Source organism: Enterobacter sp. C3_dUdeg (genome assembly GCF_057536195.1).
In genome coordinates, this window is sequence record NZ_BAAKFX010000008.1 from 127,710 (window position 1) to 152,587 (window position 24,878).

Here is a 24,878-nt window from a genome sequence, read left to right on the forward strand (position 1 = left end):
AAACCCCGCAGTTGCGGGGTTTTTCGATACAAGGAGACTAAAATTATTTGATTTTAGCTTCTTTGTACAGTACGTGCTGGCGTACAACTGGATCGAATTTTTTCAGTTCCAGTTTTTCCGGCTTAGTACGTTTGTTCTTCGTGGTGGTGTAGAAGTGACCTGTACCAGCAGAAGAAACCAGCTTGATTTTCTCGCGAATACCTTTAGCCATGATTTATTTCCTCTTTAAGTACTTAGTACTTTTCGCCACGGGCACGCAGTTCGGACAGAACTGTATCGATGCCTTTCTTATCGATTACACGCATACCTTTAGCAGATACGCGCAGGGTGACAAAACGCTTCTCGCTCTCAACCCAGAAACGGTGAGAGTGCAGGTTCGGCAGGAAACGGCGTTTAGTCGCGTTCAGTGCGTGGGAACGGTTGTTACCGGTCACCGGACGCTTGCCAGTAACTTGGCAGACTCGGGACATGTCTATTCTCCAAAAATCAAATTAGCTCGAGCTTCGTATGGGGTATCGGCGCCTCGTCAGGCTTTACAGCCCGGTCATCGCATAGTTCTAAGTGAACTCTCGATTGCCAGGCCCAAATGCCAAACCCGAGATTCTCAAAGGTGGCGTAGTATACGCTGACTCGGCGGTGTGCTCAAGTCCCGAACAGACAAAGATCCCGATGGATCGCGAGAAATAGCCTAAATCCAGCCATGTTCTGCGAAAGAAATGTACTCACCGCGGCCAATTATCAGATGGTCCAGCACACGAATGTCCATGAATTGACAGCATTTGATAATGCGTTCGGTGATTTCTTTGTCCGCTCTGCTCGGTTCTGCACAGCCAGAGGGGTGATTATGCGCGAGGATCACGCCCGCTGCATTCACTTTTATCGCTTCCCGCACAATTTCACGCGGATGCACCTCAACGTGACTCAACGTGCCCGCAAAGAGACAGCTATGTTTCAGCACCCGATTTCTGTTATCGACAAAGATCACCATAAAGATCTCGCGTTCAATATCAGTTAACTGGCTTTGCAGGAATTCACGCGTCATTTCTGGCGTCAGGATCGGATCTTCCTTCTCCATGCGGACATTGTAAAAACGGCGGGCAAGTTCAGCAATGCCCCTCAGCTGGGCATATTTCGCCACGCCAATTCCCTCAACGTGCTTAAACTGCGCCAGATCGGCGGTCAATAAACCGTACAGCGAACCGAAATGTGCTATCAGCTCTTTTGCCAGCGTAAATACCGTTTTTCCGGGCGTTCCGGTACGTAAAAAGAGCGCCAGCAGTTCATCGTCTTTTAACAGGGTAACGCCATAGCGCAGCAGTTTTTCGCGCGGCAGCAGCTCCTCATCCTCTTCTTCCATGCTCTTTCTCCCCTTTTTAACCTCATGCTGCCACAGGCCAATCCGTCGCTCGACGGCCACATTGAGTTCTTGCGTAGCGCCTCGCAAAGTGGACGAAGTACAAAATCACTCCGCTTTGGGGATTGTGATAAAATGCCCGCTCTCTGGTGAAACCCAACAGGAAAGAATCATGATGAGCCTGGCCGGTAAAAAAATCGTTCTTGGCGTGAGCGGCGGCATTGCTGCTTATAAAGCGCCGGAGCTGGTGCGTCGTCTGCGCGAGCGCGGAGCTGACGTGCGGGTCGCGATAACCGAAGGCGGTAAAGCCTTTATCACTCCCCTGAGCCTGCAGGCCGTTTCAGGATACCCGGTATCTGACAGCCTGCTCGATCCGGCCGCCGAAGCCGCGATGGGCCATATTGAGCTGGGAAAATGGGCAGACCTGGTTATCCTCGCTCCCGCCACGGCTGATTTAATCGCTCGGGTGGCAGCCGGTATGGCAAACGACCTGGTCTCCACCATTTGTCTGGCCACCCCTGCGCCTGTTGCCGTCGTTCCTGCCATGAACCAGCAGATGTACCGTAACGCGGCCACCCAGCACAATCTGGAGACGCTGGCCTCACGCGGCCTGCTTATCTGGGGTCCGGACAGCGGCAGCCAGGCCTGCGGCGACGTTGGCCCGGGTCGCATGCTTGATCCGCTGACGATTGTTGATATAGCCGCAGCCCATTTTTCGCCTGTCAACGATCTGCAACATCTCAACATCATGATTACCGCGGGCCCCACGCGCGAGCAGCTGGATCCGGTGCGCTACATCACCAACCACAGCTCCGGCAAAATGGGCTTTGCGATTGCCGCCGCCGCCGCAAGGCGTGGCGCGAACGTCACGCTGGTGAGCGGCCCGGTATCGCTGCCTACCCCTGCGTTTGTGAAGCGAATTGACGTCACCACCGCGCTGGAGATGGAAGCCGCCGTGCAGGCACATGCGCAAAGCCAGCAGATTTTTATCGGCTGTGCGGCCGTCGCAGACTATCGTGCCGAGACTATCGCCGAGGCTAAAATTAAAAAGCAAGGCGATGAATTAACAATAAAAATGGTGAAAAACCCGGACATTGTCGCCGGTGTCGCCGCACTAAAAAGCCATCGTCCATACGTTGTTGGGTTTGCCGCAGAAACGAATAATGTGGAAGAATATGCCCGGCAAAAACGTACCCGCAAAAACCTCGATTTGATTTGCGCGAACGACGTATCGCTGGCCACACAAGGATTTAACAGCGACAGCAACGCACTGCACCTTTTCTGGCAGGATGGAGATAAAGTCTTACCGCTTGAGCGCAAGGAACTCCTGGGCCAACAATTACTCGACGAGATCGTTACCCGTTATGATGAAAAAAATCGACGTTAAGATTCTGGACCCGCGTGTTGGCGAGCAATTCCCGCTGCCAACCTATGCCACCTCCGGCTCTGCCGGTCTTGACCTGCGCGCCTGTCTCGATGACGCCGTAGAACTGGCTCCGGGTGCCACTACCCTGGTTCCAACTGGCCTGGCGATTCACATTGCTGACCCGTCTCTGGCAGCAGTGATCCTGCCGCGTTCTGGTCTGGGCCATAAGCACGGCGTTGTGCTGGGTAACCTGGTCGGCCTGATCGACTCAGACTACCAGGGTCAGCTGATGGTCTCCGTCTGGAACCGTGGTCAGGACAGCTTCACCATTGAACCTGGCGAGCGTATCGCCCAGATGGTCTTTGTACCGGTGGTACAGGCAGAATTTAACCTGGTGGCAGACTTTGACGCCACCGACCGTGGCGAAGGCGGCTTCGGCCATTCCGGGCGCAAATAACGGCCCGAAAGACACGTATCTCACAGCGTTATAATGCAATAACAAACCGCAAACGCCCGTTTGCGGTCGCTGTGTGGATGCCAGCCTGGCAAGTGCTTATTTTCAGGGGTATTTTGTAACATGGCAGAAAAACAAACCGCGAAAAGGAATCGTCGCGAAGAAATACTTCAATCTCTGGCTCTGATGCTTGAATCCAGCGATGGCAGTCAACGCATCACCACCGCTAAACTGGCCGCCTCTGTAGGCGTGTCTGAGGCGGCGCTGTACCGTCATTTCCCGAGCAAGACCCGGATGTTTGACAGCCTGATCGAGTTTATTGAAGACAGCCTGATCACGCGCATCAACCTGATTCTGAAAGACGAAAAAGACACGACCGCGCGTCTGCGTCTGATTGTGCTGTTAATCCTGGGCTTCGGTGAACGCAATCCGGGCTTAACCCGTATCCTCACCGGCCACGCGCTGATGTTTGAACAGGACAGACTGCAGGGCCGCATTAACCAGCTTTTCGAGCGTATTGAAGCGCAGCTGCGCCAGGTACTGCGCGAAAAGAAAATGCGTGAAGGCGAAGGTTACACCATTGATGAAACGCTGCTGGCGAGCCAGATTCTGGCGTTTTGTGAAGGGATGCTCTCCCGCTTTGTGCGTAGCGAATTCAAATACCGTCCAACGGACGATTTTGACGCCCGCTGGCCATTAGTGGCTGCTCAGTTGCAGTAATCCGTAAGCCCGGTAAGCGTAGCGCCACCGGGCAATTTAATTACACCCCGAACTCTTCCCGGTATGCACGTACCGCCGCCAGATGGTCCGCCATCTCAGGCTTCTCTTCCAGATACGCAATCAGGTCTTTCAGGGTAATAATCGACGTCACTTTGCAGCTGTAATCGCGTTCGACTTCCTGAATAGCGGAAATTTCACCGCGACCACGCTCCTGACGATCCAGAGAAATCAGCACGCCAGCAAGCGTCGCACCGTTGGCCTGGATAATCTCCATTGATTCGCGGATCGCCGTACCCGCGGTAATCACGTCATCGACCAGCATGACGCGGCCCTGCAGCGCGCTGCCGACCAGATTCCCGCCTTCACCATGGGTTTTAGCTTCTTTGCGGTTAAAGCAGTACGGCACGTCGCGGTCATGGTGTTCCGCCAGCGCCACCGCGGTGGTGGTCGCAATCGGAATGCCTTTATAGGCCGGGCCAAACAGCAGGTCAAATTCAATCCCGGAATCCACCAGCGCTTCGGCATAGAAACGGCCTAACAGTGCCAGATCGCGCCCGGTATTAAACAGCCCGGCGTTGAAGAAATAGGGACTCTTACGCCCGGATTTCAGCGTAAATTCGCCAAACTTAAGTACCTGCTTGTTAAGCGCAAACTCAATAAACTGGCGCTGATACGATTTCATGGATTTGCTCCTTTGGTTTTTCTGTCTTACAGGCAAAAAAAAGGCGACTCATTGGTCGCCTTTAAAATCAATTTTCTAACGCCGCTTTCTGCGTCGTTACAATGGATTCGATTCCCCCTCGGGCCAACGCCAGCAGGGAGAGAAGCTCTTCGTGGGTGAACGGCTCGCCTTCCGCCGTGCCCTGCACCTCAATGATGCGACCGTCTTCGGTCATCACCACGTTCATGTCGGTTTCGGCTGCGGAATCTTCAACGTATTCCAGATCGCAAAGCGCTTCGCCGTTAACGATACCAACAGAAACCGCCGCAACCATGCCTTTCATTGGGTTGGTTTTCAGCTTACCGGCCGCAACCAGCTTGTTCAGGGCATCCGCCAGCGCCACGCAGGCGCCGGTAATGGATGCGGTACGCGTACCGCCGTCTGCCTGAATGACGTCGCAATCGAGAGTGATGGTGAATTCGCCAAGGATTTTCAGGTCAACGGCGGCGCGCAGCGCACGCGCGATCAGACGCTGAATCTCCATGGTACGGCCGCCCTGCTTACCCTTTGCCGCTTCACGGGCATTACGGGTATGGGTCGCACGCGGCAGCATGCCGTATTCTGCGGTGATCCAACCCTGGCCCTGACCTTTCAGGAAGCGCGGAACGCCTTCTTCGATGGAGGCGGTGCACAGCACTTTAGTGTCACCAAACTCAACCAGCACGGAGCCTTCAGCGTGTTTTGTATAGTTACGGGTCAGGGTGACGGGACGCACCTGGTTGGCGCTACGGCCTGATGGACGCATGATGGATTCTCCGGCTTGAAACGAATGTGGCTGCGCATTATACGGATAAAGGACGCTTATTCCTATCCTGAGAAGCCCCCGAAAGCTATAATCCCCCCATCTCTCCTTTAAAAACGGGAATGTCTATGATCCGCAGTATGACCGCCTACGCCCGGCGTGAAATCAAGGGTAGCTGGGGTAGCGCCACATGGGAAATGCGCTCGGTAAACCAGCGTTACCTGGAAACGTATTTCCGTATGCCGGAGCAGTTCCGCAGCCTTGAGCCTGTCGTACGTGAACGTATCCGTACGCGTCTGACGCGCGGAAAAGTGGAATGTAACCTGCGCTTTGAGCCTGATGCGAGCGCACAGGGCGAGCTCATCCTCAACGAAAAACTGGCAAAACAGCTCGTGAATGCGGCGAACTGGGTCAAAATGCAGAGCGATGAAGGCGAAATCAACCCGGTTGATATTCTGCGCTGGCCTGGCGTCATGGCCGCCGGTGAGCAGGATCTGGACGCCATTGCCGCTGAAATCCTGGCAGCTCTCGACGGCACGCTGGACGACTTTATCATTGCCCGCGAAACCGAAGGCCAGGCGCTGAAAGCGATGATTGAGCAGCGTCTTGAAGGCGTGAGCACCGAAGTAGCGAAAGTCCGCACCCATATGCCAGAAGTGCTGCAATGGCAGCGCGAGCGCCTTGTCGCCAAACTGGAAGAAGCGGAAGTTCAGCTGGAAAACACCCGTCTGGAACAAGAACTGGTGCTGATGGCGCAGCGTATCGATGTCGCTGAAGAGCTGGACCGTCTGGAAGCGCACGTTAAAGAAACCTACAACATTCTGAAGAAAAAAGAAGCTGTGGGCCGCCGTCTGGACTTTATGATGCAGGAGTTCAACCGCGAGTCGAACACCCTGGCGTCTAAGTCGATCAATGCAGAAGTGACGAATTCAGCGATTGAGCTGAAAGTGCTGATTGAACAGATGCGCGAGCAGATCCAGAACATCGAGTAATGCTTTTCGGGTGGTGTCGACAGCACCACCCATTACTATTTCTAATCCATCTTAACGCCAATTTTGTCGCCTTACCGCCTTTCATCAAGCTTTCTCTATAGAACTTGATAAAAATTTTTAGGGCAAACTGGCTCGCCTTAGAAAATCTCAATCGTGATCTTGCGCACAAATCGCTAACCTCCCCCGCGTTCACACCGGAGGGTATATGCTGCTTCACATCCTTTATCTCATTGGCATCACCGCAGAAGCCATGACCGGCGCACTTGCCGCCGGACGTCGCCGTATGGATACCTTCGGCGTGATCATTATTGCTACGGCGACCGCACTGGGCGGCGGTTCCGTGCGCGATATTCTGCTTGGCCATTACCCGCTCGGCTGGGTTAAACACCCTGAATACGTGATTATCGTGGCAACGGCCGCCGTGTTAACCACCATAGTGGCGCCCGTTATGCCCCATCTTCGCCGCCTGTTCCTGGTGCTTGATGCGCTGGGGCTGATCGTATTTTCGATCATCGGCGCGCAAATCGCGCTCGATATGGGGGAAGGACCGGTTATCGCCACCATCGCCGCCGTGGTCACGGGCGTATTCGGCGGTGTGCTGCGCGATATGTTCTGCAAACGCATCCCCCTGGTCTTTCAAAAAGAGCTGTATGCCGGCATCTCCTTTGCAGCAGCGGTGCTCTATATCGCCCTGCAGCATTACGTTTCAAATCATGATGTGGTGGTCATCTCGACGCTGCTGTTTGGCTTTACGGCCCGCATGCTGGCGCTGCGTCTGAAGCTCGGGCTGCCCATTTTTCATTACAAACACAGCGCCCACTAGCTTCAGAACCCGTTGATGTGCTGTTCAGCGAGCCATTTCGCCAGCACATCAATCTGAGGCGCGTGAACCCAGTTTACGATTTGTCGCGCTTTCTCCTCTCCCGTTCCCGGCAGGGTCTGCCAGTGCTTTGCGTTGCGCCCGCTCATCTTCTGCCACGATATGTCTCCCATCGCCTTCAGCGAAGCCTGGGTCAATGGCACACCCATTGCCATGAGCCAGCGGATAAACGGCTTCTCGCGCACCAGATTAAATCGGTGCCAGAGCGCCAGCCCGCGTGCTGAGGAAAACCCCGGTGTAGCCTGCAGCTGCGCCTGCGTTAATAACAGCCATGAAAAGAGATGTTCAAAATGATGCGCCTGCCAGAGGGTCCGCCAGCCTGACTCACCTAATCCTTCAATATCGAATACCTGCTTTGAACTGAGCCAGGTCAGCCGGGCAAAGAACTGCTCCATACACTCCGGCGAAGCATAGAAACAGCTAAGAGCATGATAGCGTGAGGCCGGTGGCTCTGGTTTATGTCTGTCAGTCCCGCGCCAGAGCACCTTATCAAACCGGGGGATACCCTGCCCGGCCAGGCTGATCTGTATCTGATCCCCCGGAGCAATATCCAGACTCTGCAAGCGCCCAACCGAGCCCAGACTCACCCGCTGCACCTGTTTATCATCCAGTTGTACGGGTTCCAGCGCTGCTACAACGGAAATTTTGCCCGTGCGCCCCACGGAAAAATGAATATCGCTCACCTCAGCGACCTGGGCTGCGGGAGGATATTTCCACGCGACAACCCAGCTGCCTTCTCCCGGTAACCACTCTTCGCCCGCAGGTTCATCCTCCGAACGCACTACAATGCCATCCGTGACAAAGGGTAATGCGGTCACGTGCCAGGCCGCGCGCTGCTTCTCGACGGCATCGACAGAATCGGCGGGTAGCGTGTACCGTGCCGACAGCGTAAAACCGGCCTGAGACAGTTCAGCTAAAGATGTCCGCATATCTTTCGGTCCGTCCGGCCAGGCCCAGATGAATACGCCGATTTTGCTCAATAGCGAGTTATCCTTTTGCCGCATCATCGCCCCCGCCACCTTTGCGCGAGCGTTCATTCCGCCCAACTGGCTCTGAATGTGGTTGTCGCGTAACCAGTAAAGCTCGCCCTGCAAGACGCTATTCGCCAGCGCGCCGGTGAGCTTTTGCGGAACCGACGGGATTAAACGCACCTTATCGGTCCAGTCTTCCCCTTTCAGGCCATCACCGCGACTGATAGCCTGGGTTAACTTTCCGTTGCGATAGACCAGCGTTACCGCCACACCGTCAACTTTGGGTTGCAGCCACAGATGTTGTCGGGTACGCATCCACTGTCTCAACTCCTCTTTGCTGGCCACTTTATGTACGCCCGTATGGGCAACGGGATGTTTTACACTTCCCGCCAGCGCCGGGAGTTTCTCTTCTGAAGGCTCACCGCCAAAACAGCGCTGCCACTGCGTTAATCGCCCGTGAAGCTGGTCGTAAACCTCGTCGTTGATCTCACTTACGCCCTGCTTCCAGTAAGCCTCATCCCAGCGTTTGATTTGGGCGCTTAACGACGCCATCTCTTTTTCTGCTTTTGCCTGCGACCACACCGGACACACCGCCGCGCCAGAGCCACACCACAACAGCATTAACCCGCTTATCCATCGCCACATCGCTACCCCTCCTTTGCATTGCAGGAGGTATACCCGGATGCCTGAAACAACGCTAACGACAACGTTTCACAATGCGAGACGCTATCCGGTGTTTCTTTTGGTTGCTGAAAACCACAGATAAAACCTGAAAACGGCACGCAAAATTCAATAATCCAGGGGAAAAAGTGTGACAAAGGCTACGTCACACGGCGGTGACGTGTATAATAAGCCCGTATGTAGGACTTCTTCGTTAACACATACAAAAGACTCTCATGGCTCAAGGCACGCTTTATATTGTTTCTGCCCCTAGTGGCGCGGGTAAATCCAGCCTTATTCAGGCACTGTTAAAAACCCAACCGTTGTACGACACACAGGTTTCTGTTTCTCACACCACGCGAGCGCCGCGTCCGGGTGAAGTGCACGGTGAACACTATTTCTTTGTGGATCACGACGAATTCAGAGCGATGATCGGCAGAGACGCGTTTCTTGAACACGCTGAAGTATTCGGTAATTACTACGGTACCTCGCGTGAAACCATTGAGCAGGTTCTGGCCACGGGCGTGAATGTGTTCCTGGATATCGACTGGCAGGGCGCACAGCAAATTCGTAAGAAAATGCCTGACTCGCGCAGTATCTTTATTTTACCGCCATCGAAAGATGAGCTGGATCGCCGCCTGCGTGGCCGCGGTCAGGACAGCGAAGAAGTGATCGCAAAGCGTATGGAACAGGCTGTTGCAGAAATGAGCCATTACGCGGAATATGATTACCTTATTGTGAATGATGATTTTGATGCCGCACTGAGCGATCTCAAAACCATTCTTCGTGCAGAACGTCTGCGTATGAGCCGCCAGAAGCAGCGACATGACGCATTAATCACCAAACTGTTGGCAGACTGAACCCACTTTCAGTATCATGCCCAGTCATTTCTTCACCTGTGGAGCATTTTAAGTATGGCACGCGTAACTGTTCAGGACGCTGTAGAGAAAATTGGTAACCGTTTTGACCTGGTGCTGGTCGCCGCGCGTCGCGCTCGTCAGATGCAGGTAGGCGGTAAAGATCCGCTGGTACCGGAAGAAAACGATAAAACCACCGTTATTGCACTTCGCGAAATCGAAGAAGGTCTGATCAACAACCAGATCCTCGACGTGCGTGAGCGCCAGGAGCAGCAAGAGCAGGAAGCCGCAGAACTGCAGGCCGTAACCGCTATTGCTGAAGGTCGTCGTTAATTAAACCTGCGGGTCGCCCTTGTATCTGTTTGAAAGCCTGAATCAACTGATTCAAACCTACCTGCCTGAAGACCAGATTAAGCGTCTTCAGCAGGCGTATCTCGTTGCACGTGACGCTCACGAGGGCCAGACACGTTCAAGCGGTGAACCCTATATCACGCACCCTGTAGCGGTGGCCTGTATTTTGGCCGAGATGAAACTCGACTACGAAACGCTGATGGCCGCTCTGCTGCATGACGTGATCGAAGATACCCCTGCCACTTATCAGGACATGGAACAGCTGTTTGGCAAAAGCGTTGCCGAACTGGTGGAAGGGGTCTCTAAGCTTGATAAGCTGAATTTCCGCGACAAGAAAGAGGCGCAAGCCGAAAACTTCCGCAAGATGATTATGGCGATGGTGCAGGATATCCGCGTCATTCTCATCAAACTCGCTGACCGTACCCACAACATGCGCACGCTGGGCTCACTTCGCCCGGATAAACGTCGCCGCATTGCCCGTGAAACCCTCGAAATCTACAGTCCGCTGGCGCACCGTTTAGGTATTCATCACATTAAAACCGAGCTGGAAGAGTTGGGTTTTGAAGCGTTGTACCCGAACCGCTATCGCGTGATTAAAGAGGTGGTGAAAGCCGCACGCGGTAACCGTAAAGAGATGATTCAAAAAATCCTCTCGGAAATTGAAGGGCGCTTACAGGAAGCGGGAATTCCGTGCCGCGTCAGCGGTCGCGAAAAACATTTGTACTCCATCTACTGCAAAATGGTGCTCAAAGAGCAGCGTTTTCACTCGATCATGGATATCTACGCCTTCCGCGTAATTGTCCACGACTCGGACACCTGCTATCGCGTGCTGGGGCAGATGCACAGCCTCTACAAACCGCGTCCGGGCCGCATGAAAGATTACATCGCCATTCCAAAAGCGAACGGCTATCAATCTTTGCACACCTCGATGATCGGGCCACATGGCGTACCTGTTGAGGTGCAAATTCGCACCGAAGACATGGACCAGATGGCAGAGATGGGTGTTGCCGCACACTGGGCGTATAAAGAGCACGGTGGCGAAAGCAGCACGACCGCACAAATCCGCGCCCAGCGCTGGATGCAGAGTCTGCTAGAGCTTCAGCAGAGTGCGGGTAGCTCATTTGAATTTATCGAGAGCGTTAAATCCGATCTCTTCCCGGATGAGATTTACGTTTTCACCCCAGAAGGCCGCATTGTCGAACTGCCTGCGGGCGCAACGCCGGTCGACTTCGCTTACGCCGTGCATACCGATATCGGGCATGCCTGCGTCGGCGCGCGCGTCGACAGACAGCCTTATCCGCTGTCTCAGCCGCTCTCCAGCGGCCAGACGGTAGAAATTATTACCGCGCCGGGCGCACGTCCGAACGCGGCCTGGCTGAACTTTGTCGTGAGCTCCAAAGCACGCGCCAAAATTCGCCAGCTGCTGAAAAACCTCAAGCGCGATGATTCCGTCAGCCTGGGGCGTCGCCTGCTCAACCACGCGTTGGGCGGTAGCCGTAAGCTGGCTGAAATTCCGCAGGAGAACGTACAGCGTGAGCTGGAGCGCATGAAGCTTGCGTCGCTTGACGACCTGCTGGCAGAGATTGGCCTCGGCAACGCCATGAGCGTGGTGGTGGCGAAGAATCTGCAGCAAGGCGACACGACAGCGGTGCCTGCAACCACGCAAAGCCACGGACACCTGCCGATTAAAGGCGCAGACGGGGTGCTGATCACCTTCGCAAAATGCTGTCGTCCAATTCCTGGCGACCCGATTATTGCGCATGTCAGCCCGGGTAAAGGGCTGGTTATCCACCACGAGTCCTGTCGTAACATTCGCGGCTACCAGAAAGAAGCCGAGAAGTTTATGGCGGTCGAGTGGGATAAAGAGACCGCGCAGGAATTTATCACCGAAATTAAGGTGGATATGTTCAACCATCAGGGTGCTCTGGCGAACCTGACGGCAGCGATCAACACGGCTTCTTCCAACATTCAGAGCCTGAATACGGAAGAAAAAGATGGCCGCGTGTACAGCGCCTTTATTCGTCTGACCGCCCGCGACCGCGTGCATCTGGCGAATATTATGCGCAAGATCCGCGTCATGCCGGACGTGATTAAAGTCACCCGAAACCGAAACTAGGTTTATGAATTCACAACGTTATGCACGTATCTGCGAAATGCTCGCCAGGCGTCAGCCTGACCTGACGGTCTGCATGGAGCAGGTGCATAAACCTCATAACGTCTCTGCTATCGTCCGTACCGCAGATGCCGTCGGTGTGCATGAAGTGCACGCCGTCTGGCCGGACGGCCGTATGCGCAATACGGTCTCGGCGGCGGCAGGCAGCAACAGCTGGGTGTCTGTCAAAAATCATCACACCATTGGCGAAGCCGTATCGCACCTGAAAGGGCGCGGGATGCAGATCCTGGCCACGAACCTGTCCGCTAAAGCCGTAGATTTCCGCGAGATCGACTACACCCGACCGACCTGCATTTTGATGGGTCAGGAGAAAACCGGGATCACCCAGGAAGCGCTGGATCTGGCGGATCGTGACATCATCATTCCGATGATCGGCATGGTGCAGTCTTTGAACGTCTCCGTGGCGTCCGCGCTCATTCTGTATGAAGCGCAGCGCCAGCGTCAGAACGCCGGGATGTACGAGCGCAGCAACAGCATGCTGCCGGAAGATGAGCAGCAGCGCCTGCTGTTTGAAGGTGGTTATCCGGTGCTGGCTCGCGTTGCGAAGCAGAAAAAATTGCCTTACCCCCACGTCAACGCGCAGGGCGAAATAGAAGCCGATGCCGAGTGGTGGGCCACCATGCAGTACGCCGGGTAAGCGATGAAAGGCCGCCTGCTGGATGCCATCCCGCTTAACAGCCTGACGGGCGTGGGCGCGGCGCAAAGCAATAAGCTGGCAAAAATTGGCCTGCACACCGTGCAGGATCTCCTGCTTCATCTCCCCCTGCGTTACGAAGACCGCACCCAGCTCTACAAGATTGGCGATCTTCTTCCCGCCATTTACGCCACCGTTGAAGGCGAAGTCCTGAACTGCAACATCACCTTCGGCGGACGCCGAATGATGACCTGCCAGATCAGCGACGGCACCGGCATTCTCACCATGCGTTTTTTCAACTTCAGCGCGGCGATGAAAAACAGCCTGGCGACGGGCCGCAGGGTGCTGGCCTATGGCGAAGCCAAACGCGGGAAATACGGCGCAGAGATGATCCACCCGGAGTACCGTGTGCAGGGCGATCTCAGCACGCCGGAAATGCAGGAGACGCTTACCCCGGTTTACCCGACAACCGAAGGCATCAAGCAGGCGACGCTGCGCAAGCTCACCGATCAGGCGCTGGAGCTGCTGGATACCTGCGCCATTACCGAGCTGCTGCCGCCCGAGCTGGCGCAGGGCATGATGAGCCTGCCCGAGGCGCTGCGCACCCTGCACCGCCCGCCGCCAACGCTGCAGCTCAGCGATTTAGAAAGCGGCAAACACCCCGCACAACAGCGTCTTATCCTTGAGGAATTACTGGCACATAACCTGAGCATGCTGGCGCTTCGCGCGGGCGCGCAGCGTTTCCACGCTCAGCCGTTAAGCCAGAATGATGCGCTCAAAGATAAGCTGCTGGCCTCGCTGCCGTTTAAGCCCACCGGCGCGCAGGCGCGCGTCACCGCCGAGATTGAACGCGATATGGCGCTCGACGTGCCGATGATGCGTCTGGTGCAGGGCGACGTGGGCTCCGGTAAAACGCTGGTTGCCGCCCTGGCGGCCCTGCGCGCGATTGCTAACGGTAAACAGGTGGCGCTAATGGCGCCGACCGAGCTGCTGGCTGAACAGCACGCCAACAATTTCCGCGCCTGGTTTGCGCCACTCGGAATTGAAGTGGGCTGGCTTGCCGGGAAGCAAAAAGGCAAAGCGCGCCTTGCGCAACAGGAGGCTATTGCCAGCGGGCAGGTGCAGATGATTGTCGGCACGCACGCCATCTTCCAGGAGCAGGTGCAGTTTAACGGTCTTGCGCTGGTGATTATCGACGAGCAGCACCGCTTCGGCGTACATCAGCGTCTGGCGCTCTGGGAAAAAGGCCTGCAGCAGGGCTTCCACCCGCATCAGCTGATCATGACCGCTACGCCGATCCCACGCACCCTGGCGATGACCGCCTACGCCGATCTGGATACCTCCACCATTGACGAACTGCCGCCGGGCCGTACGCCGGTCACCACGGTCGCCATTCCCGACACGCGCCGCAGCGATATCATTGACCGCGTGCGCAACGCCTGCACCCAGGAAGGGCGTCAGGCCTACTGGGTCTGTACGCTGATTGAAGAATCTGAACTGCTGGAAGCGCAGGCTGCCGAAGCAACGTGGGAAGAGCTTAAGCTGGCGCTGCCCGAGCTGAACGTGGGTCTGGTTCACGGACGCATGAAGCCCGCCGAAAAACAGGCGGTGATGCAGTCGTTCAAACAGGGTGATTTGCATTTGCTGATCGCCACCACGGTGATCGAAGTCGGCGTGGACGTCCCCAATTCCAGCCTGATGATCATCGAAAACCCGGAGCGTCTCGGCCTTGCCCAGCTCCACCAGCTGCGCGGGCGCGTCGGCCGCGGCGCGGTTGCGTCCCACTGCGTACTGCTCTACAAAGCGCCTCTTTCCAAAACCGCCCAGATGCGTCTGCAGGTGCTGCGCGACAGCAACGACGGTTTTGTGATTGCGCAAAAAGACCTGGAGATCCGCGGCCCGGGCGAACTGCTGGGCACGCGTCAGACGGGTAACGCGGAGTTCAAAGTAGCGGATTTACTGCGCGATCAGACCATGATCCCCGAGGTTCAGCGCCTCGCCCGCCATATTCATGAACGCTACCCCGAACAGGCGGCAGCGTTGATTGAGCGCTGGATGCCGGAAACCGAGCGGTATTCCAACGCCTGATTTCAGGCAAACATCGGCAGCATCAGGTACAGCTTGATCACCAGCGCGTTGACGATATCAATAAAGAACGCCCCAACCATCGGGACCACCAGAAACGCCATGTGCGATGGTCCGAACCGTTCGGTGATCGCCTGCATGTTGGCTATAGCCGTTGGGGTAGCCCCCAGACCAAACCCGCAGTGACCGGCCGCCAGCACCGCCGCATCGTAGTTTTTGCCCATCATGCGCCAGGTCACGAACATGGCGTACAGCGCCATAAACAGCGCCTGCACCGCAAGAATCGCCACCATCGGCAGCGCCAGCGAGGCCAGCTCCCACAGCTTGAGGCTCATCAGCGCCATCGCCAGGAACAGCGACAGGCAGACGTTGCCGAGCACCGATACCGCCCGTTCAAACACGCGGTAGAAGCCCATCAGCGCCAGACCGTTGCTCAGGATCACCCCGATAAACAGCACGCAGACAAACGTCGGCAGTTCAAACGCGGAACCCGCCAGCCATTGCGCAACCACTTTGCCCACGGTCAGGCAGATGGCGATCGTCGCGATAGTTTCAATCAGCACCAGCGAGGTGATGCTGCGGCCAACGTCCGGCTTTTCGAAGGCGGTCGGCACCAGCTCATCGTCCGGCCTGCCGTTCGGCGTGGTGGAGTGCTTAACCAGATACCGCGCCACCGGACCACCAATTAGGCCACCCAGCACCAGGCCAAAGGTCGCACAGGCCATCGCCACTTCCGTCGCGTTTTCAAACCCGTAGCGCTCGATGAACAGCTTGCTCCACGCGGCCCCGGTTCCGTGACCGCCCGAAAGGGTAATCGACCCCGCCAGCAGACCCATCAGCGGATCCAGCCCCAGCAGCGTTGCCATGCCGATGCCAATGGCGTTTTGCATCAGCAGCAGCCCCACCACCACAATCAGGAATACGCCGAGCACCTTACCGCCCGAGCGCAGGCTCGCCAGGTTGGCATTCAGGCCGATAGTGGCAAAGAAGGCCAGCATCAGCGGATCTTTCAGGGACATATCAAAATCGATTTCCCAGCCCATGCTTTTTTTCAGTATCAGCAGGGCCAGCGCCACCAGCAGGCCACCGGCGACAGGTTCAGGAATGGTGTATTTCTTCAGAAGGGAAACGCTATGTACCAGCTTGCGACCAAGCAGAAGAACCAGCGTTGCGGCAACAAGGGTCGACAACGTATCGAGATGAATCATAAAAGGCTCCTGTTATGCGCGTGTTCCATACACACGCGGCGTTATCCTGGGCCGGTTTGCGCTCTTCATGAGCCCCCGGCGCAAAAAGTGTAATTTTTTTTCCCCACGCGTTGTAGAAAACCTGCTCACAGCGGCAGATTTTCTTCCCTTTTTTTGCTGGCAATCGTTTGCTTTTACCAGGTGGTCAGATAAAATGCCCGCTTTTCCACCGTGGGATTGCCGCCGATGTCCGTTAACACCATAGAGTCGCCTGATGCGCAACCGATTGCGCAGAAGCAAAATAGCGAACTGATTTACCGCCTTGAGGATCGCCCGCCGCTGCCGCAAACGCTTTTCGCCGCCTGCCAGCATCTTCTGGCAATGTTTGTTGCGGTGATCACCCCGGCGCTGCTAATTTGCCAGGCGCTCGGTTTACCGGCGCAGGACACGCAGCACATTATCAGCATGTCTCTCTTCGCCTCCGGCGTGGCCTCGATTATTCAAATTAAAGCGTGGGGGCCGGTGGGGTCGGGATTATTGTCGATTCAGGGCACCAGCTTTAACTTCGTGGCACCGCTGATCATGGGCGGTACGGCGCTAAAAACCGGCGGTGCGGATGTCCCAACCATGATGGCGGCGCTGTTCGGCACCCTGATGCTGGCCAGCTGTACGGAGATGGTCATCTCCCGCGTTCTGCATCTGGCTCGCCGCGTTATCACCCCGCTGGTTTCTGGCGTCGTCGTAATGATTATCGGCCTGTCGCTGATTCAGGTGGGCCTGACCTCCATTGGCGGCGGCTATGCCGCAATGAGCGACCACACCTTCGGCGCGCCGAAAAACCTGCTGCTGGCGGGTGTCGTGCTGGCGATCATTATTCTGCTTAACCGTCAGCGTAATCCTTACCTGCGCGTCGCCTCGCTGGTGATCGCCATGGCGGCGGGTTACCTGCTGGCGTGGGCGCTGGGCATGCTGCCGGAGAACACCGCGCCGACCAACAGCGCGCTGATCGTCGTTCCTACGCCGCTGTACTACGGACTGGGCATTGACTGGGGCCTGCTCCTGCCGCTGATGCTGGTCTTTATGATCACCTCTCTGGAGACCATCGGTGATATCACCGCCACCTCCGACGTCTCCGAGCAGCCGGTGTCCGGCCCGCTGTACATGAAGCGTCTGAAAGGCGGCGTGCTGGCGAACGGCCTGAACTCGTTTGTCTCTGCGGTATTCAACACCTTCCCGAACTCCTGCTTCGGCCAGAACAACGGCGTGATCCAGCTGACCGGCGTTGCCAGCCGCTACGTCGGTTTTGTGGTGGCGCTGATGCTGATCGTTCTCGGCCTGTTCCCGGCGGTAAGCGGCTTTGTGCAGCACATCCCTGAGCCGGTGCTGGGTGGCGCAACGCTGGTGATGTTCGGGACCATCGCGGCCTCCGGCGTGCGTATCGTCTCCCGCGAGCCGCTGAACCGCCGCGCGATCATGATTATCGCCCTGTCGCTGGCCGTCGGTCTGGGTGTTTCCCAGCAGCCGCTGATCCTGCAGTTTGCGCCTGACTGGGTGAAAAACCTGCTCTCTTCCGGCATTGCCGCGGGCGGTATCACCGCTATCGTTCTGAACCTCGTTTTCCCGCCTGAAAAGAACTGATCCTCTTCACGGCAGGCAGCCAATGCCTGCCGTGACATCTAATTACACCATTCCCGCCTTGAGGATTGCGCATAAATCGTGCATAACTCCCTTATGTGCGTTTTGCGGGATGGAAGACCATGAAATTTATTGGAAAGCTCCTCATCTATCTTCTGGTAGCCCTGCTCATTGTGCTGCTGGCGTTCTACATTTTGCTCCAGACCCGCTGGGGCGCGTCTCAGGTCAGCAGCTGGGTGACGGTGAATACCGACTACGAACTCAGTTTCGACAAGATGAATCACCGCTTTTCGTCGCCTTCCCACATCATTCTGGAAAACGTCACCTTCGGTCGGGACGGTAAACCCGCCACGCTGGTAGCCAAAAAAGTCGATATCGGTCTGAGCAGCCGCCAGATAACCGATCCGCTGCATATGGACACCATCACCCTGTTCGACGGCACGCTGAATCTCTCGCCCCAGACGGCACCGCTGCCTTTCCAGGCGGATCGCCTGCAGCTGAACAACATGGCCTTTAACAGCCCGAATACTGAATGGGACTTGAGCGCGCAGAAGGTCACGGGCGGCGTCAGCCCGTGGCAGCCGGAAGCGGGCAACGTGCTGGGGAACAACGCGCAGATCCAGATGAGCGCGGGCTCGCTGACCCTGAACGGCGTACTGGCGACCAACGTGCTGATCGAGGGCCAGCTCAACGGCAAGGAAGTGGTGCTGAAAACGATTGGTGCCGACATGGCCCGTGGCTCGCTTACCGGCTCCGCCCTGCGCAACGCCGACGGGAGCTGGATTATCGACACGATGCGCCTGAATGAGATCCGCCTGCAGAGCGATAAAACGCTGATGGCGTTCTTCGCGCCGCTGGCCTCCATCCCCTCTCTGCAGATTGGTCGTCTGGACGTGACCGACGCCCGGCTTCAGGGCCCGGACTGGGCGGTGACCGATCTCGATTTAAGCCTGCGCAACCTGACTCTCAGCCAAGGCGACTGGCAGAGCCAGGAAGGCCGGCTGTCCATGAACGCCAGCGAGTTTATCTACGGCTCGCTGCATCTTTTCGACCCGATCCTGAATGCGGAGTTTTCCCCGCAGGGCATGGCGCTGCGTCAGTTCACCTCCCGCTGGGAAGGCGGCATGGTGCGCACGTCCGGTAACTGGCTGCGCGACGGTAAAGCGCTGGTGCTGGACGATGTTGCCATCGCCGGGCTGGAGTACACCCTGCCGCAGAACTGGAAAACGCTGTGGATGGAGCCTCTGCCGGAATGGCTGAACAGCGTCACGCTGCAAAAATTCGGCCTGAGCCGCAACCTGGTGATCGACATCGATCCCGCCTTCCCGTGGCAGATCACCTCTCTGGACGGCTACGGCGCAAACCTGCAGCTGGTGAAAGATCGCCAGTGGGGTATCTGGGGCGGTAGCGCAACCCTGAACGGCGCGGCGGCGACCTTTAATCGCGTGGACGTGCGCCGTCCGTCGCTGGCGCTGAATGCGAACGCCGCCACGGTGAACATTACCGACCTGAGCGCCTTTACCGAGAAAGGCATTCTGGAAGCCACGGCGACGGTTTCTCAGCTGCCGCAGCGACAGACCACGGTGAGCCTGAACGGGCGCGGCGTGCCGCTCAACGTGCTGCAGCAGTGGGGCTGGCCTGCGCTGCCGATTACGGGCGACGGCAATATTCAGCTCACCGCCAGCGGCAGCGTGCAGGCCAGCGCACCGTTGAAGCCAACGGTGAACGGCAAGCTGAACGCGGTAAATATGGATAAACAGCAGGTGCAGCAGACGATGACGGGCGGTGTAGTATCGACCGCACCCTCACCCCAGCCCTCTCCCTGAAAGGGAGAGGGAGCAAACCCTTCCCTCGCCCCTTTGGGGAGAGGGTTAGGGTGAGGGGAATTAAAGGTGAACCACCACCTCATCCCCCTCCGCTTTCACCACCACGCCCCACTCGCTGCCCGCGTGCGAGCCGCCCTTCACGCCGCTCACCTTCTGTACGTTGCGCAAGCACACCGACCAGTTTTGTGCGTCTCCCGCGCCGGTAAAGGTCACGATGTCGCCCCGACGTGACGCCTTCAGCGTAAACGCCACGGAGCCGTCCGCCGCAGGTACTTCGCTCACCGCCGTTGCGCCATCGTCCAGGTTAAACAGCTGGAAGGCCGTCCCCGCGTTCCACGCGTAGTCCGGCTTCTGGTTATTGTTGCCCAGCGCCAGCAGGGTGTTATCGCGCACGTAGACCGGCAGGCTCATGAAATCGTGCTGCTGCTTATGCCAGCGGCTGCCCTGAATTTCGTCGTTATGCCACAGATGCGTCCAGCGTCCTTCCGGCAGGTAGAACTGCACGTCGCCCGCCTCGGAGAACACCGGCGCGACCATCACCGCATCCCCCAGCATGTACTGGCGGTCGAGGTAATCGCATGCCGGATCGTCCGGGAACTCCAGCATCATCGCCCGCAGCATCGGCGTGCCGAACTCGCGGGCCAGCGCCGCCTGGCGATAAAGATACGGCATCAGCTGGCACTTCAGCTGGGTGAAGTAGCGCACCACGTCGCAGGACTCGTCATCGTACGCCCACGGCACGCGGTAGGATTTGCTGCCGTGCAGGCGGCTGTGGCTGGAGAACAGCCCGAACGCGCACCAGCGCTTGTAGACGTGCGCCGGAGCGGTGTTTTCGAACCCGCCGATATCGTGGCTCCAGAACCCGAAGCCGGACAGGCCAATCGACAGCCCGCCGCGCAGGCTTTCGGCCATGGATTCATAGTTGGCGTAGCAGTCACCGCCCCAGTGCACCGGAAACTGCTGCGCCCCAACGGACGCCGAGCGGGCAAACAGCACCGCCTCTTCCTCCCCCACCGTCTCTTTCAGCACGTTCCACACCAGCTCGTTATAGATATAGGCGTAGTGGTTGTGCATCTTCTGCGGATCGGACCCGTCGAACCACTGCACATCCGTCGGGATACGCTCGCCGAAGTCGGTCTTGAAGCAGTCGACGCCGATCTCCACCAGGCCTTTCAGCCTGTCGGCATACCACCGGCACGCGTCCGGGTTGGTGAAGTCATAAATCGCCAGCCCCGGCTGCCATTTGTCCCACTGCCACAGGGAGCCGTCCGGGCGCCTGAGCAGGTAGCCCTTCTCTTTCAGCTCCCGGAAAATCGGGGATTTCTGGCCGATGTACGGGTTAATCCACACGCAGACCTTCAGCCCTTTCTCCTTCAGGCGTCGGATCATCCCTTCCGGATCCGGGAAGGTCACCGGGTCCCACTCGAAGTCGCACCACTGGAAGGCCTTCATCCAGAAGCAGTCGAAGTGGAAGATGTGCAGCGGCAGGTCGCGCTCGGCCATGCCGTCGATAAAGCTGTTTACCGTGGCTTCGTCGTAGTTGGTGGTGAACGAGGTGGTCAGCCACAGGCCGAACGACCACGCAGGCGGCAGCGCCGGACGCCCGGTAAACCGCGTATAGCGGTTCAGCACCTCTTTCGGCGTCGGGCCGTCGATCACGAAGTATTCGAGATATTCCCCTTCCACGCTGAACTGCACTTTGGAGACCTTCTCGGAGCCGACTTCAAACGAGACGTTTTCCGGATGATTCACCAGCACGCCGTAGCCGCGGTTGGTCAGGTAGAACGGGATGTTTTTGTAGGACTGCTCGGTGCTGGTGCCGCCGTCGCGGTTCCAGGTTTCGACCGTCTGGCCGTTGCGCACCAGCGCGGTAAAGCGCTCGCCCAGACCGTAGACCGTTTCCCCCACGCCCAGATCCAGACGTTCGAAAATGTAATTGCGGTCGGCGTTGGTATCCTGCACGTAGCCGTTGTTTTTCAGCTGGCTGCCGGTAATGCGCTGGCCGTTGCGAAGGAAATCCAGCGCCCAGAACTCGCCTTTGGTGACGCGCACGCTGACGCTGCCGCTTTTCAGCTCGGCAAAGTCGGCGTTGTTTTCAATCTCTACCTTCACGTCTTTCAGAACGTTCAGCGGATAGTGCGGGCCGTTATTCAGCGCGCCCTGGAAATGCTCGATGCGCACCCCGACAATCCCTTCCTGCGGGGAAAACAGGCGCACCGTGAACATCAACGTGTCGAGCTGCCAGGTGCGTTCGCGCACGTCGCGCGGCGCCACATACACCACAAGGTCGTTGCCCTGCTGCTCCACGTCGAACACCTGAACCGGATACGTCACGTTCAGGCCCGGTTGAATAAGCCAGTTTCCATCACTGATTTTCATGCTCTCATCCTCTTAGTTCTGCAATTCTTTGCTGACCGGCAGGTTTTCAAATTCCTGCTGATTGCGGCGCGCGCCCTGCGCCAGCTCGCCCATGATTTTGGTCAGGAAGGGGGTTTTCAGCGTGTAGTAGCGCTTGGCGATAATGGCGCTCAGCACGTAGCAGGCCGCCGGGGCCAGGGTAAACAGGCCGATAATGATGCTGATGGTCGCGCTGTTCTGGGTTTTGGCTGCCGCGTCGTAGCCGCCACCTGCCAGCATCCAGCCGATCATCGCCCCGCCCAGCGCCAGGCCGAGCTTCAGCACGAACAGCGTGCCCGCAAAGCTGATGCCGGTCAGGCGCTTGCCGTTGGTCCATTCGCCGTAGTCGACGGTATCGGACATCATCACCCACTGGATCGGTGTCACCAGCTGGTGCAGCACGCCGATGACGAAGATAAAGGCGAACATCAGCACGGTGGCGTGCATCGGCACGAAGAACATCGCCACGCTGACCACCGCCAGCGCGGCGTTGGTCCACCAGAAGATGCTGACCTTGCACTTCCAGTCGGTGAGCGGTTTCGCCAGCGCGGAGCCAATCAGGTTGCCGACGCAGTAGGTAGTGAGGAACGCGACGAACACCTCCGGCGAGCCCATGATCCAGGTGCAGTAGTACATCATCGCGCCGCCTCGCACGCAGACTGCGAGGATGTTGAGGATGGTGAGTACGCCGACGATGCGCCACTGGTCGTTGTGCCAGATGTCGCGCAGGTCTTCCCGCATGGAGGTGGTGCTCGGCGGCACCTGGATGCGCTCTTTGGTGGTAAAGAAGCAGAACGCCAGCATCAGGAACGCGACCACCGACAGCACGGCGATCCCGCCCTGGAAGCCGAACGCCTTATCGTCGCCGCCAATCAGGTTCACCAGCGGCATCATCAGCACCGTGGAGAGCATGCCGCCCGCCGTTGCCAGCACAAAGCGCCAGGACTGAAGGGAGATACGCTGCGTCGGGTCGTTGGTGATCACGCCGCCCAGCGCGCAGTAGGGGATATTGACCACGGTATAGAGCAGGGTCAGCAGGGTGTAGGTAACGGCGGCGTAAACCATTTTGCCGTTGAGGCTGAGGTCCGGCGTGGTGTAGGCCAGCACGCAGACGATGCCGAACGGGATGGCACCAAATAAAATCCACGGACGGAATTTGCCCCAGCGGCTGCGGGTGCGGTCGGCAATCAGCCCCATGCACGGGTCGGAGATCGCATCCAGCGCGCGCGCCAGCAGGAACATGGTGCCGACAAACCCGGCGGGAATGCCGAAAATATCGGTGTAGAAAAACATCATGTACAACATGACGTTATCAAAAATGATGTGGCTGGCGGCATCTCCCATGCCGTAGCCAATCTTCTCTTTAACTGACAATACTTCGCTCATCTTTTTTTATCCTTCACGCTGTAGGGGGCGCTGAGACCGGTTACAGAGTTTTAAACCATTGTTTCAGGAGCGGGTATTGCGTTTTCTGGTTAGCAGATTACGTTTCTTGTTTTTTGTGATCGCGGTAAATGTTGGGAGCACGAGGGGCTAACATGAGGATTTTCTTAGGAATTAACTGAAACAGGGGTGTACAGGTCAAAAGAGAGGTGAAAAAAGTGTGTCGGGGTATGTGGTAAATGCCTGAAAGTAGCTATAATGCGCCCCGCCTCCATGTAGCAATCGAGGCGCGGAAGATCGTCATCTCCGGTGAGGTGGCTGGACTTCAAATCCAGTTGGGGACGCCAGCGTTCCCGGGCAGGTTCGACTCCTGTGATCTTCCGCCAAAAATGCCATCCGCTTTAATAAAAACTTTATTAATAAATAAATTCCCACATCCCAGTCACCTTATGTGAACATGATCACTTATTCATTTAAATTCTGTAAGGTAAAGATGTTCTAACTATTAATGGGCATCTCATGAAAAAATTTTCTGGTCGCAAAGTTGATTAACATTCAACTATCCGGTTATCCCGGATAGTTCACTAGTTAGGAAAACGCCAATTTTCAGAGAGATAGATCGCTATAATCTCGAAGCAATACACGCCAGCATGAATAGAAAAAACGCTGGAAAGCGCCTCGCAATTTCTTAATTGCACGATCCCGTTTGATATCTCAACTTTGTCATACTCTTGCCACTAACAGCCAGGCTATCGATGACAGCCATTGCATTTATTAACTACAGCTTATATTCTTTTTTATAAGCTACAGCTTATCATGGAAGAAAGCATGTGGACGGTTCTGTTCGGAAAGGTATTCGAGCAATGGCTGCTTGAGCAGGAAGAAGGATTACAGGATAAGGTACTGGCAGACCTGCTAAATCTGCAAAAATATGGGCCACGTCTTCCACGGCCCTATGCTGATACGGTTAAATTCTCACGGTATAACCATATGAAAGAATTATGTATTCAATATGCTGGACGTCCGATACGTGCTTTCTTCGCATTTGATCCTGTCCGTCAGGCCATTGTGCTTTGCGCGGGCGATAAGAGTAACGACAAAGCCTTTTATGAAAAAATGATTCGCATCGCAGATGCCGAATTTTCCTTCCATCTGACAAGCCTGGAGGCAACCAAGTGAAAACCTTAAATGAAGTGATTGCGTCACGTTCACCGGAAAGCCAACAACGTATTAAAGAGATGGCAGATGAAATGATCCTCGAGACGGGTCTGCAACTTTTACGTGAAGAGCTGAGACTTTCGCAAAAAAATGTTGCCGATCTGATGGGGGTGAGTCAGCCCGCAGTGACACAGCTTGAGCAACGTGGAAATGAACTCAAAATTGCCACGCTTAAGCGCTACATTGAGGCAATGGGGGGGAAACTTCATATCGACATTGAACTTCCCACAGGAAAACGCGTTGCATTTCATATCTAAAAGTATGATTTCTGC

23 protein-coding genes and 1 tRNA gene are annotated in these 24,878 nt (G+C 56.6%); 15 read left to right on the forward strand and 9 right to left on the reverse strand.

Translation table 11 applies throughout. The features are described from left to right. Positions 1-43: 43 nt before the first annotated feature. From rpmG to radC, 3 genes are all read right to left on the reverse strand, one after another. Positions 44-211, reverse strand: a complete 168-nt coding sequence (gene rpmG, locus AC27FC_RS17260) for a 50S ribosomal protein L33 (protein ID WP_003024094.1) — start codon at positions 209-211, stop codon at positions 44-46. 22 nt (positions 212-233) lie between these two features. After that, positions 234-470, reverse strand: coding sequence for a 50S ribosomal protein L28 (gene rpmB, locus AC27FC_RS17265; protein WP_002436699.1), 237 nt, complete (start codon positions 468-470; stop codon positions 234-236). Between the two features lie 218 nt (positions 471-688). Continuing rightward, positions 689-1,357 carry a RadC family protein gene (gene radC / locus AC27FC_RS17270; protein ID WP_023309889.1) on the reverse strand — a complete coding sequence of 223 codons (669 nt, stop codon included), beginning with the start codon at positions 1,355-1,357 and terminating at the stop codon, positions 689-691. Positions 1,358-1,529: 172 nt separating this feature from the next. On the opposite strand from radC, the gene coaBC reads away from it, so the two are divergent. The 3 genes from coaBC (at position 1,530) to slmA (ending at position 3,894) form a co-directional block, all read left to right on the forward strand. Next, a complete protein-coding gene (coaBC, locus tag AC27FC_RS17275; protein WP_487160249.1) occupies positions 1,530-2,741 on the forward strand; it encodes a bifunctional phosphopantothenoylcysteine decarboxylase/phosphopantothenate--cysteine ligase CoaBC in 1,212 nt (403 codons plus the stop codon). Continuing rightward, positions 2,719-3,177: a dUTP diphosphatase gene (gene dut / locus AC27FC_RS17280; protein WP_008502691.1), complete on the forward strand. Its 459-nt coding sequence runs from the start codon at positions 2,719-2,721 to the stop codon at positions 3,175-3,177. Before coaBC ends, dut begins: the two co-directional genes overlap by 23 nt. Positions 3,178-3,297: 120 nt before the next feature. Beyond that, the gene (gene slmA, locus AC27FC_RS17285) at positions 3,298-3,894 is read left to right on the forward strand and encodes a nucleoid occlusion factor SlmA (RefSeq protein WP_010426428.1); all 597 of its coding nucleotides are present in this window, start codon (positions 3,298-3,300) and stop codon (positions 3,892-3,894) included. A gap of 40 nt (positions 3,895-3,934) precedes the next feature. On the opposite strand, the gene pyrE is transcribed toward slmA, so the two are convergent. After that, a complete protein-coding gene (gene pyrE / locus AC27FC_RS17290; protein ID WP_094935079.1) occupies positions 3,935-4,576 on the reverse strand; it encodes an orotate phosphoribosyltransferase in 642 nt (213 codons plus the stop codon). Positions 4,577-4,643: 67 nt separating this feature from the next. Beyond that, on the reverse strand, positions 4,644-5,360 hold the full coding sequence (rph, locus tag AC27FC_RS17295; protein WP_010426431.1) for a ribonuclease PH: 717 nt from the start codon (positions 5,358-5,360) through the stop codon (positions 4,644-4,646). A 125-nt stretch (positions 5,361-5,485) separates the two neighbouring features. Here rph and AC27FC_RS17300 point away from each other — a divergent pair, with 125 nt between their 5' ends. Beyond that, complete coding sequence (locus AC27FC_RS17300) at positions 5,486-6,349, forward strand: YicC/YloC family endoribonuclease (protein WP_048975620.1); 864 nt, start codon at positions 5,486-5,488, stop codon at positions 6,347-6,349. 205 nt (positions 6,350-6,554) lie between these two features. Continuing rightward, positions 6,555-7,172 (forward strand): trimeric intracellular cation channel family protein, encoded by a 618-nt coding sequence (locus AC27FC_RS17305; protein ID WP_094935078.1) that lies wholly within the window; start codon positions 6,555-6,557, stop codon positions 7,170-7,172. A 2-nt stretch (positions 7,173-7,174) separates the two neighbouring features. Here the strand turns inward: AC27FC_RS17305 and ligB are convergent, their stop codons facing one another. Beyond that, positions 7,175-8,845, reverse strand: coding sequence for an NAD-dependent DNA ligase LigB (ligB, locus tag AC27FC_RS17310; RefSeq protein WP_094935077.1), 1,671 nt, complete (start codon positions 8,843-8,845; stop codon positions 7,175-7,177). A 251-nt stretch (positions 8,846-9,096) separates the two neighbouring features. On the opposite strand from ligB, the gene gmk reads away from it, so the two are divergent. The 5 genes from gmk to recG are packed head-to-tail and all read left to right on the forward strand — an operon-like array spanning position 9,097 to position 14,963. Then, positions 9,097-9,720 carry a guanylate kinase gene (gene gmk / locus AC27FC_RS17315; protein ID WP_010426438.1) on the forward strand — a complete coding sequence of 208 codons (624 nt, stop codon included), beginning with the start codon at positions 9,097-9,099 and terminating at the stop codon, positions 9,718-9,720. 54 nt (positions 9,721-9,774) lie between these two features. After that, positions 9,775-10,050 carry a DNA-directed RNA polymerase subunit omega gene (gene rpoZ, locus AC27FC_RS17320; RefSeq protein WP_000135058.1) on the forward strand — a complete coding sequence of 92 codons (276 nt, stop codon included), beginning with the start codon at positions 9,775-9,777 and terminating at the stop codon, positions 10,048-10,050. Between the two features lie 19 nt (positions 10,051-10,069). Beyond that, positions 10,070-12,184: a bifunctional GTP diphosphokinase/guanosine-3',5'-bis pyrophosphate 3'-pyrophosphohydrolase gene (gene spoT, locus AC27FC_RS17325; RefSeq protein WP_023309883.1), complete on the forward strand. Its 2,115-nt coding sequence runs from the start codon at positions 10,070-10,072 to the stop codon at positions 12,182-12,184. Positions 12,185-12,188: 4 nt separating this feature from the next. Next, the gene (trmH, locus tag AC27FC_RS17330) at positions 12,189-12,878 is read left to right on the forward strand and encodes a tRNA (guanosine(18)-2'-O)-methyltransferase TrmH (protein ID WP_064673820.1); all 690 of its coding nucleotides are present in this window, start codon (positions 12,189-12,191) and stop codon (positions 12,876-12,878) included. Positions 12,879-12,881: 3 nt separating this feature from the next. Continuing rightward, complete coding sequence (gene recG, locus AC27FC_RS17335) at positions 12,882-14,963, forward strand: ATP-dependent DNA helicase RecG (RefSeq protein WP_196355146.1); 2,082 nt, start codon at positions 12,882-12,884, stop codon at positions 14,961-14,963. A 2-nt stretch (positions 14,964-14,965) separates the two neighbouring features. Here the strand turns inward: recG and gltS are convergent, their stop codons facing one another. Next, the gene (gene gltS / locus AC27FC_RS17340; RefSeq protein ID WP_023309880.1) at positions 14,966-16,168 is read right to left on the reverse strand and encodes a sodium/glutamate symporter; all 1,203 of its coding nucleotides are present in this window, start codon (positions 16,166-16,168) and stop codon (positions 14,966-14,968) included. 225 nt (positions 16,169-16,393) lie between these two features. Between gltS and xanP the strand changes: the two genes are divergently transcribed. Then, positions 16,394-17,785, forward strand: coding sequence for a xanthine/proton symporter XanP (xanP, locus tag AC27FC_RS17345; RefSeq protein ID WP_023309879.1), 1,392 nt, complete (start codon positions 16,394-16,396; stop codon positions 17,783-17,785). Positions 17,786-17,904: 119 nt separating this feature from the next. Next, on the forward strand, positions 17,905-19,608 hold the full coding sequence (locus AC27FC_RS17350; RefSeq protein WP_094935075.1) for an AsmA family protein: 1,704 nt from the start codon (positions 17,905-17,907) through the stop codon (positions 19,606-19,608). A 60-nt stretch (positions 19,609-19,668) separates the two neighbouring features. On the opposite strand, the gene yicI is transcribed toward AC27FC_RS17350, so the two are convergent. Both yicI and AC27FC_RS17360 read right to left on the reverse strand, forming a co-directional pair. Then, positions 19,669-21,987, reverse strand: coding sequence for an alpha-xylosidase (gene yicI, locus AC27FC_RS17355; RefSeq protein WP_196355144.1), 2,319 nt, complete (start codon positions 21,985-21,987; stop codon positions 19,669-19,671). 12 nt (positions 21,988-21,999) lie between these two features. Next, positions 22,000-23,391, reverse strand: a complete 1,392-nt coding sequence (locus AC27FC_RS17360) for a glycoside-pentoside-hexuronide family transporter (protein WP_048980239.1) — start codon at positions 23,389-23,391, stop codon at positions 22,000-22,002. A gap of 288 nt (positions 23,392-23,679) precedes the next feature. On the opposite strand from AC27FC_RS17360, the gene AC27FC_RS17365 reads away from it, so the two are divergent. The 3 genes from AC27FC_RS17365 to AC27FC_RS17375 all read left to right on the forward strand — a co-directional run bounded on the left by AC27FC_RS17365 (position 23,680) and on the right by AC27FC_RS17375 (position 24,863). Then, positions 23,680-23,774: transfer RNA gene (locus AC27FC_RS17365), tRNA-Sec, on the forward strand. Positions 23,775-24,216: 442 nt separating this feature from the next. Then, positions 24,217-24,567, forward strand: a complete 351-nt coding sequence (locus tag AC27FC_RS17370; protein WP_196355128.1) for a type II toxin-antitoxin system RelE/ParE family toxin — start codon at positions 24,217-24,219, stop codon at positions 24,565-24,567. Further along, positions 24,564-24,863 (forward strand): helix-turn-helix domain-containing protein, encoded by a 300-nt coding sequence (locus AC27FC_RS17375; protein WP_023309874.1) that lies wholly within the window; start codon positions 24,564-24,566, stop codon positions 24,861-24,863. The genes AC27FC_RS17370 and AC27FC_RS17375 overlap by 4 nt, the downstream gene beginning before the upstream one ends. Positions 24,864-24,878 lie beyond the last annotated feature (15 nt).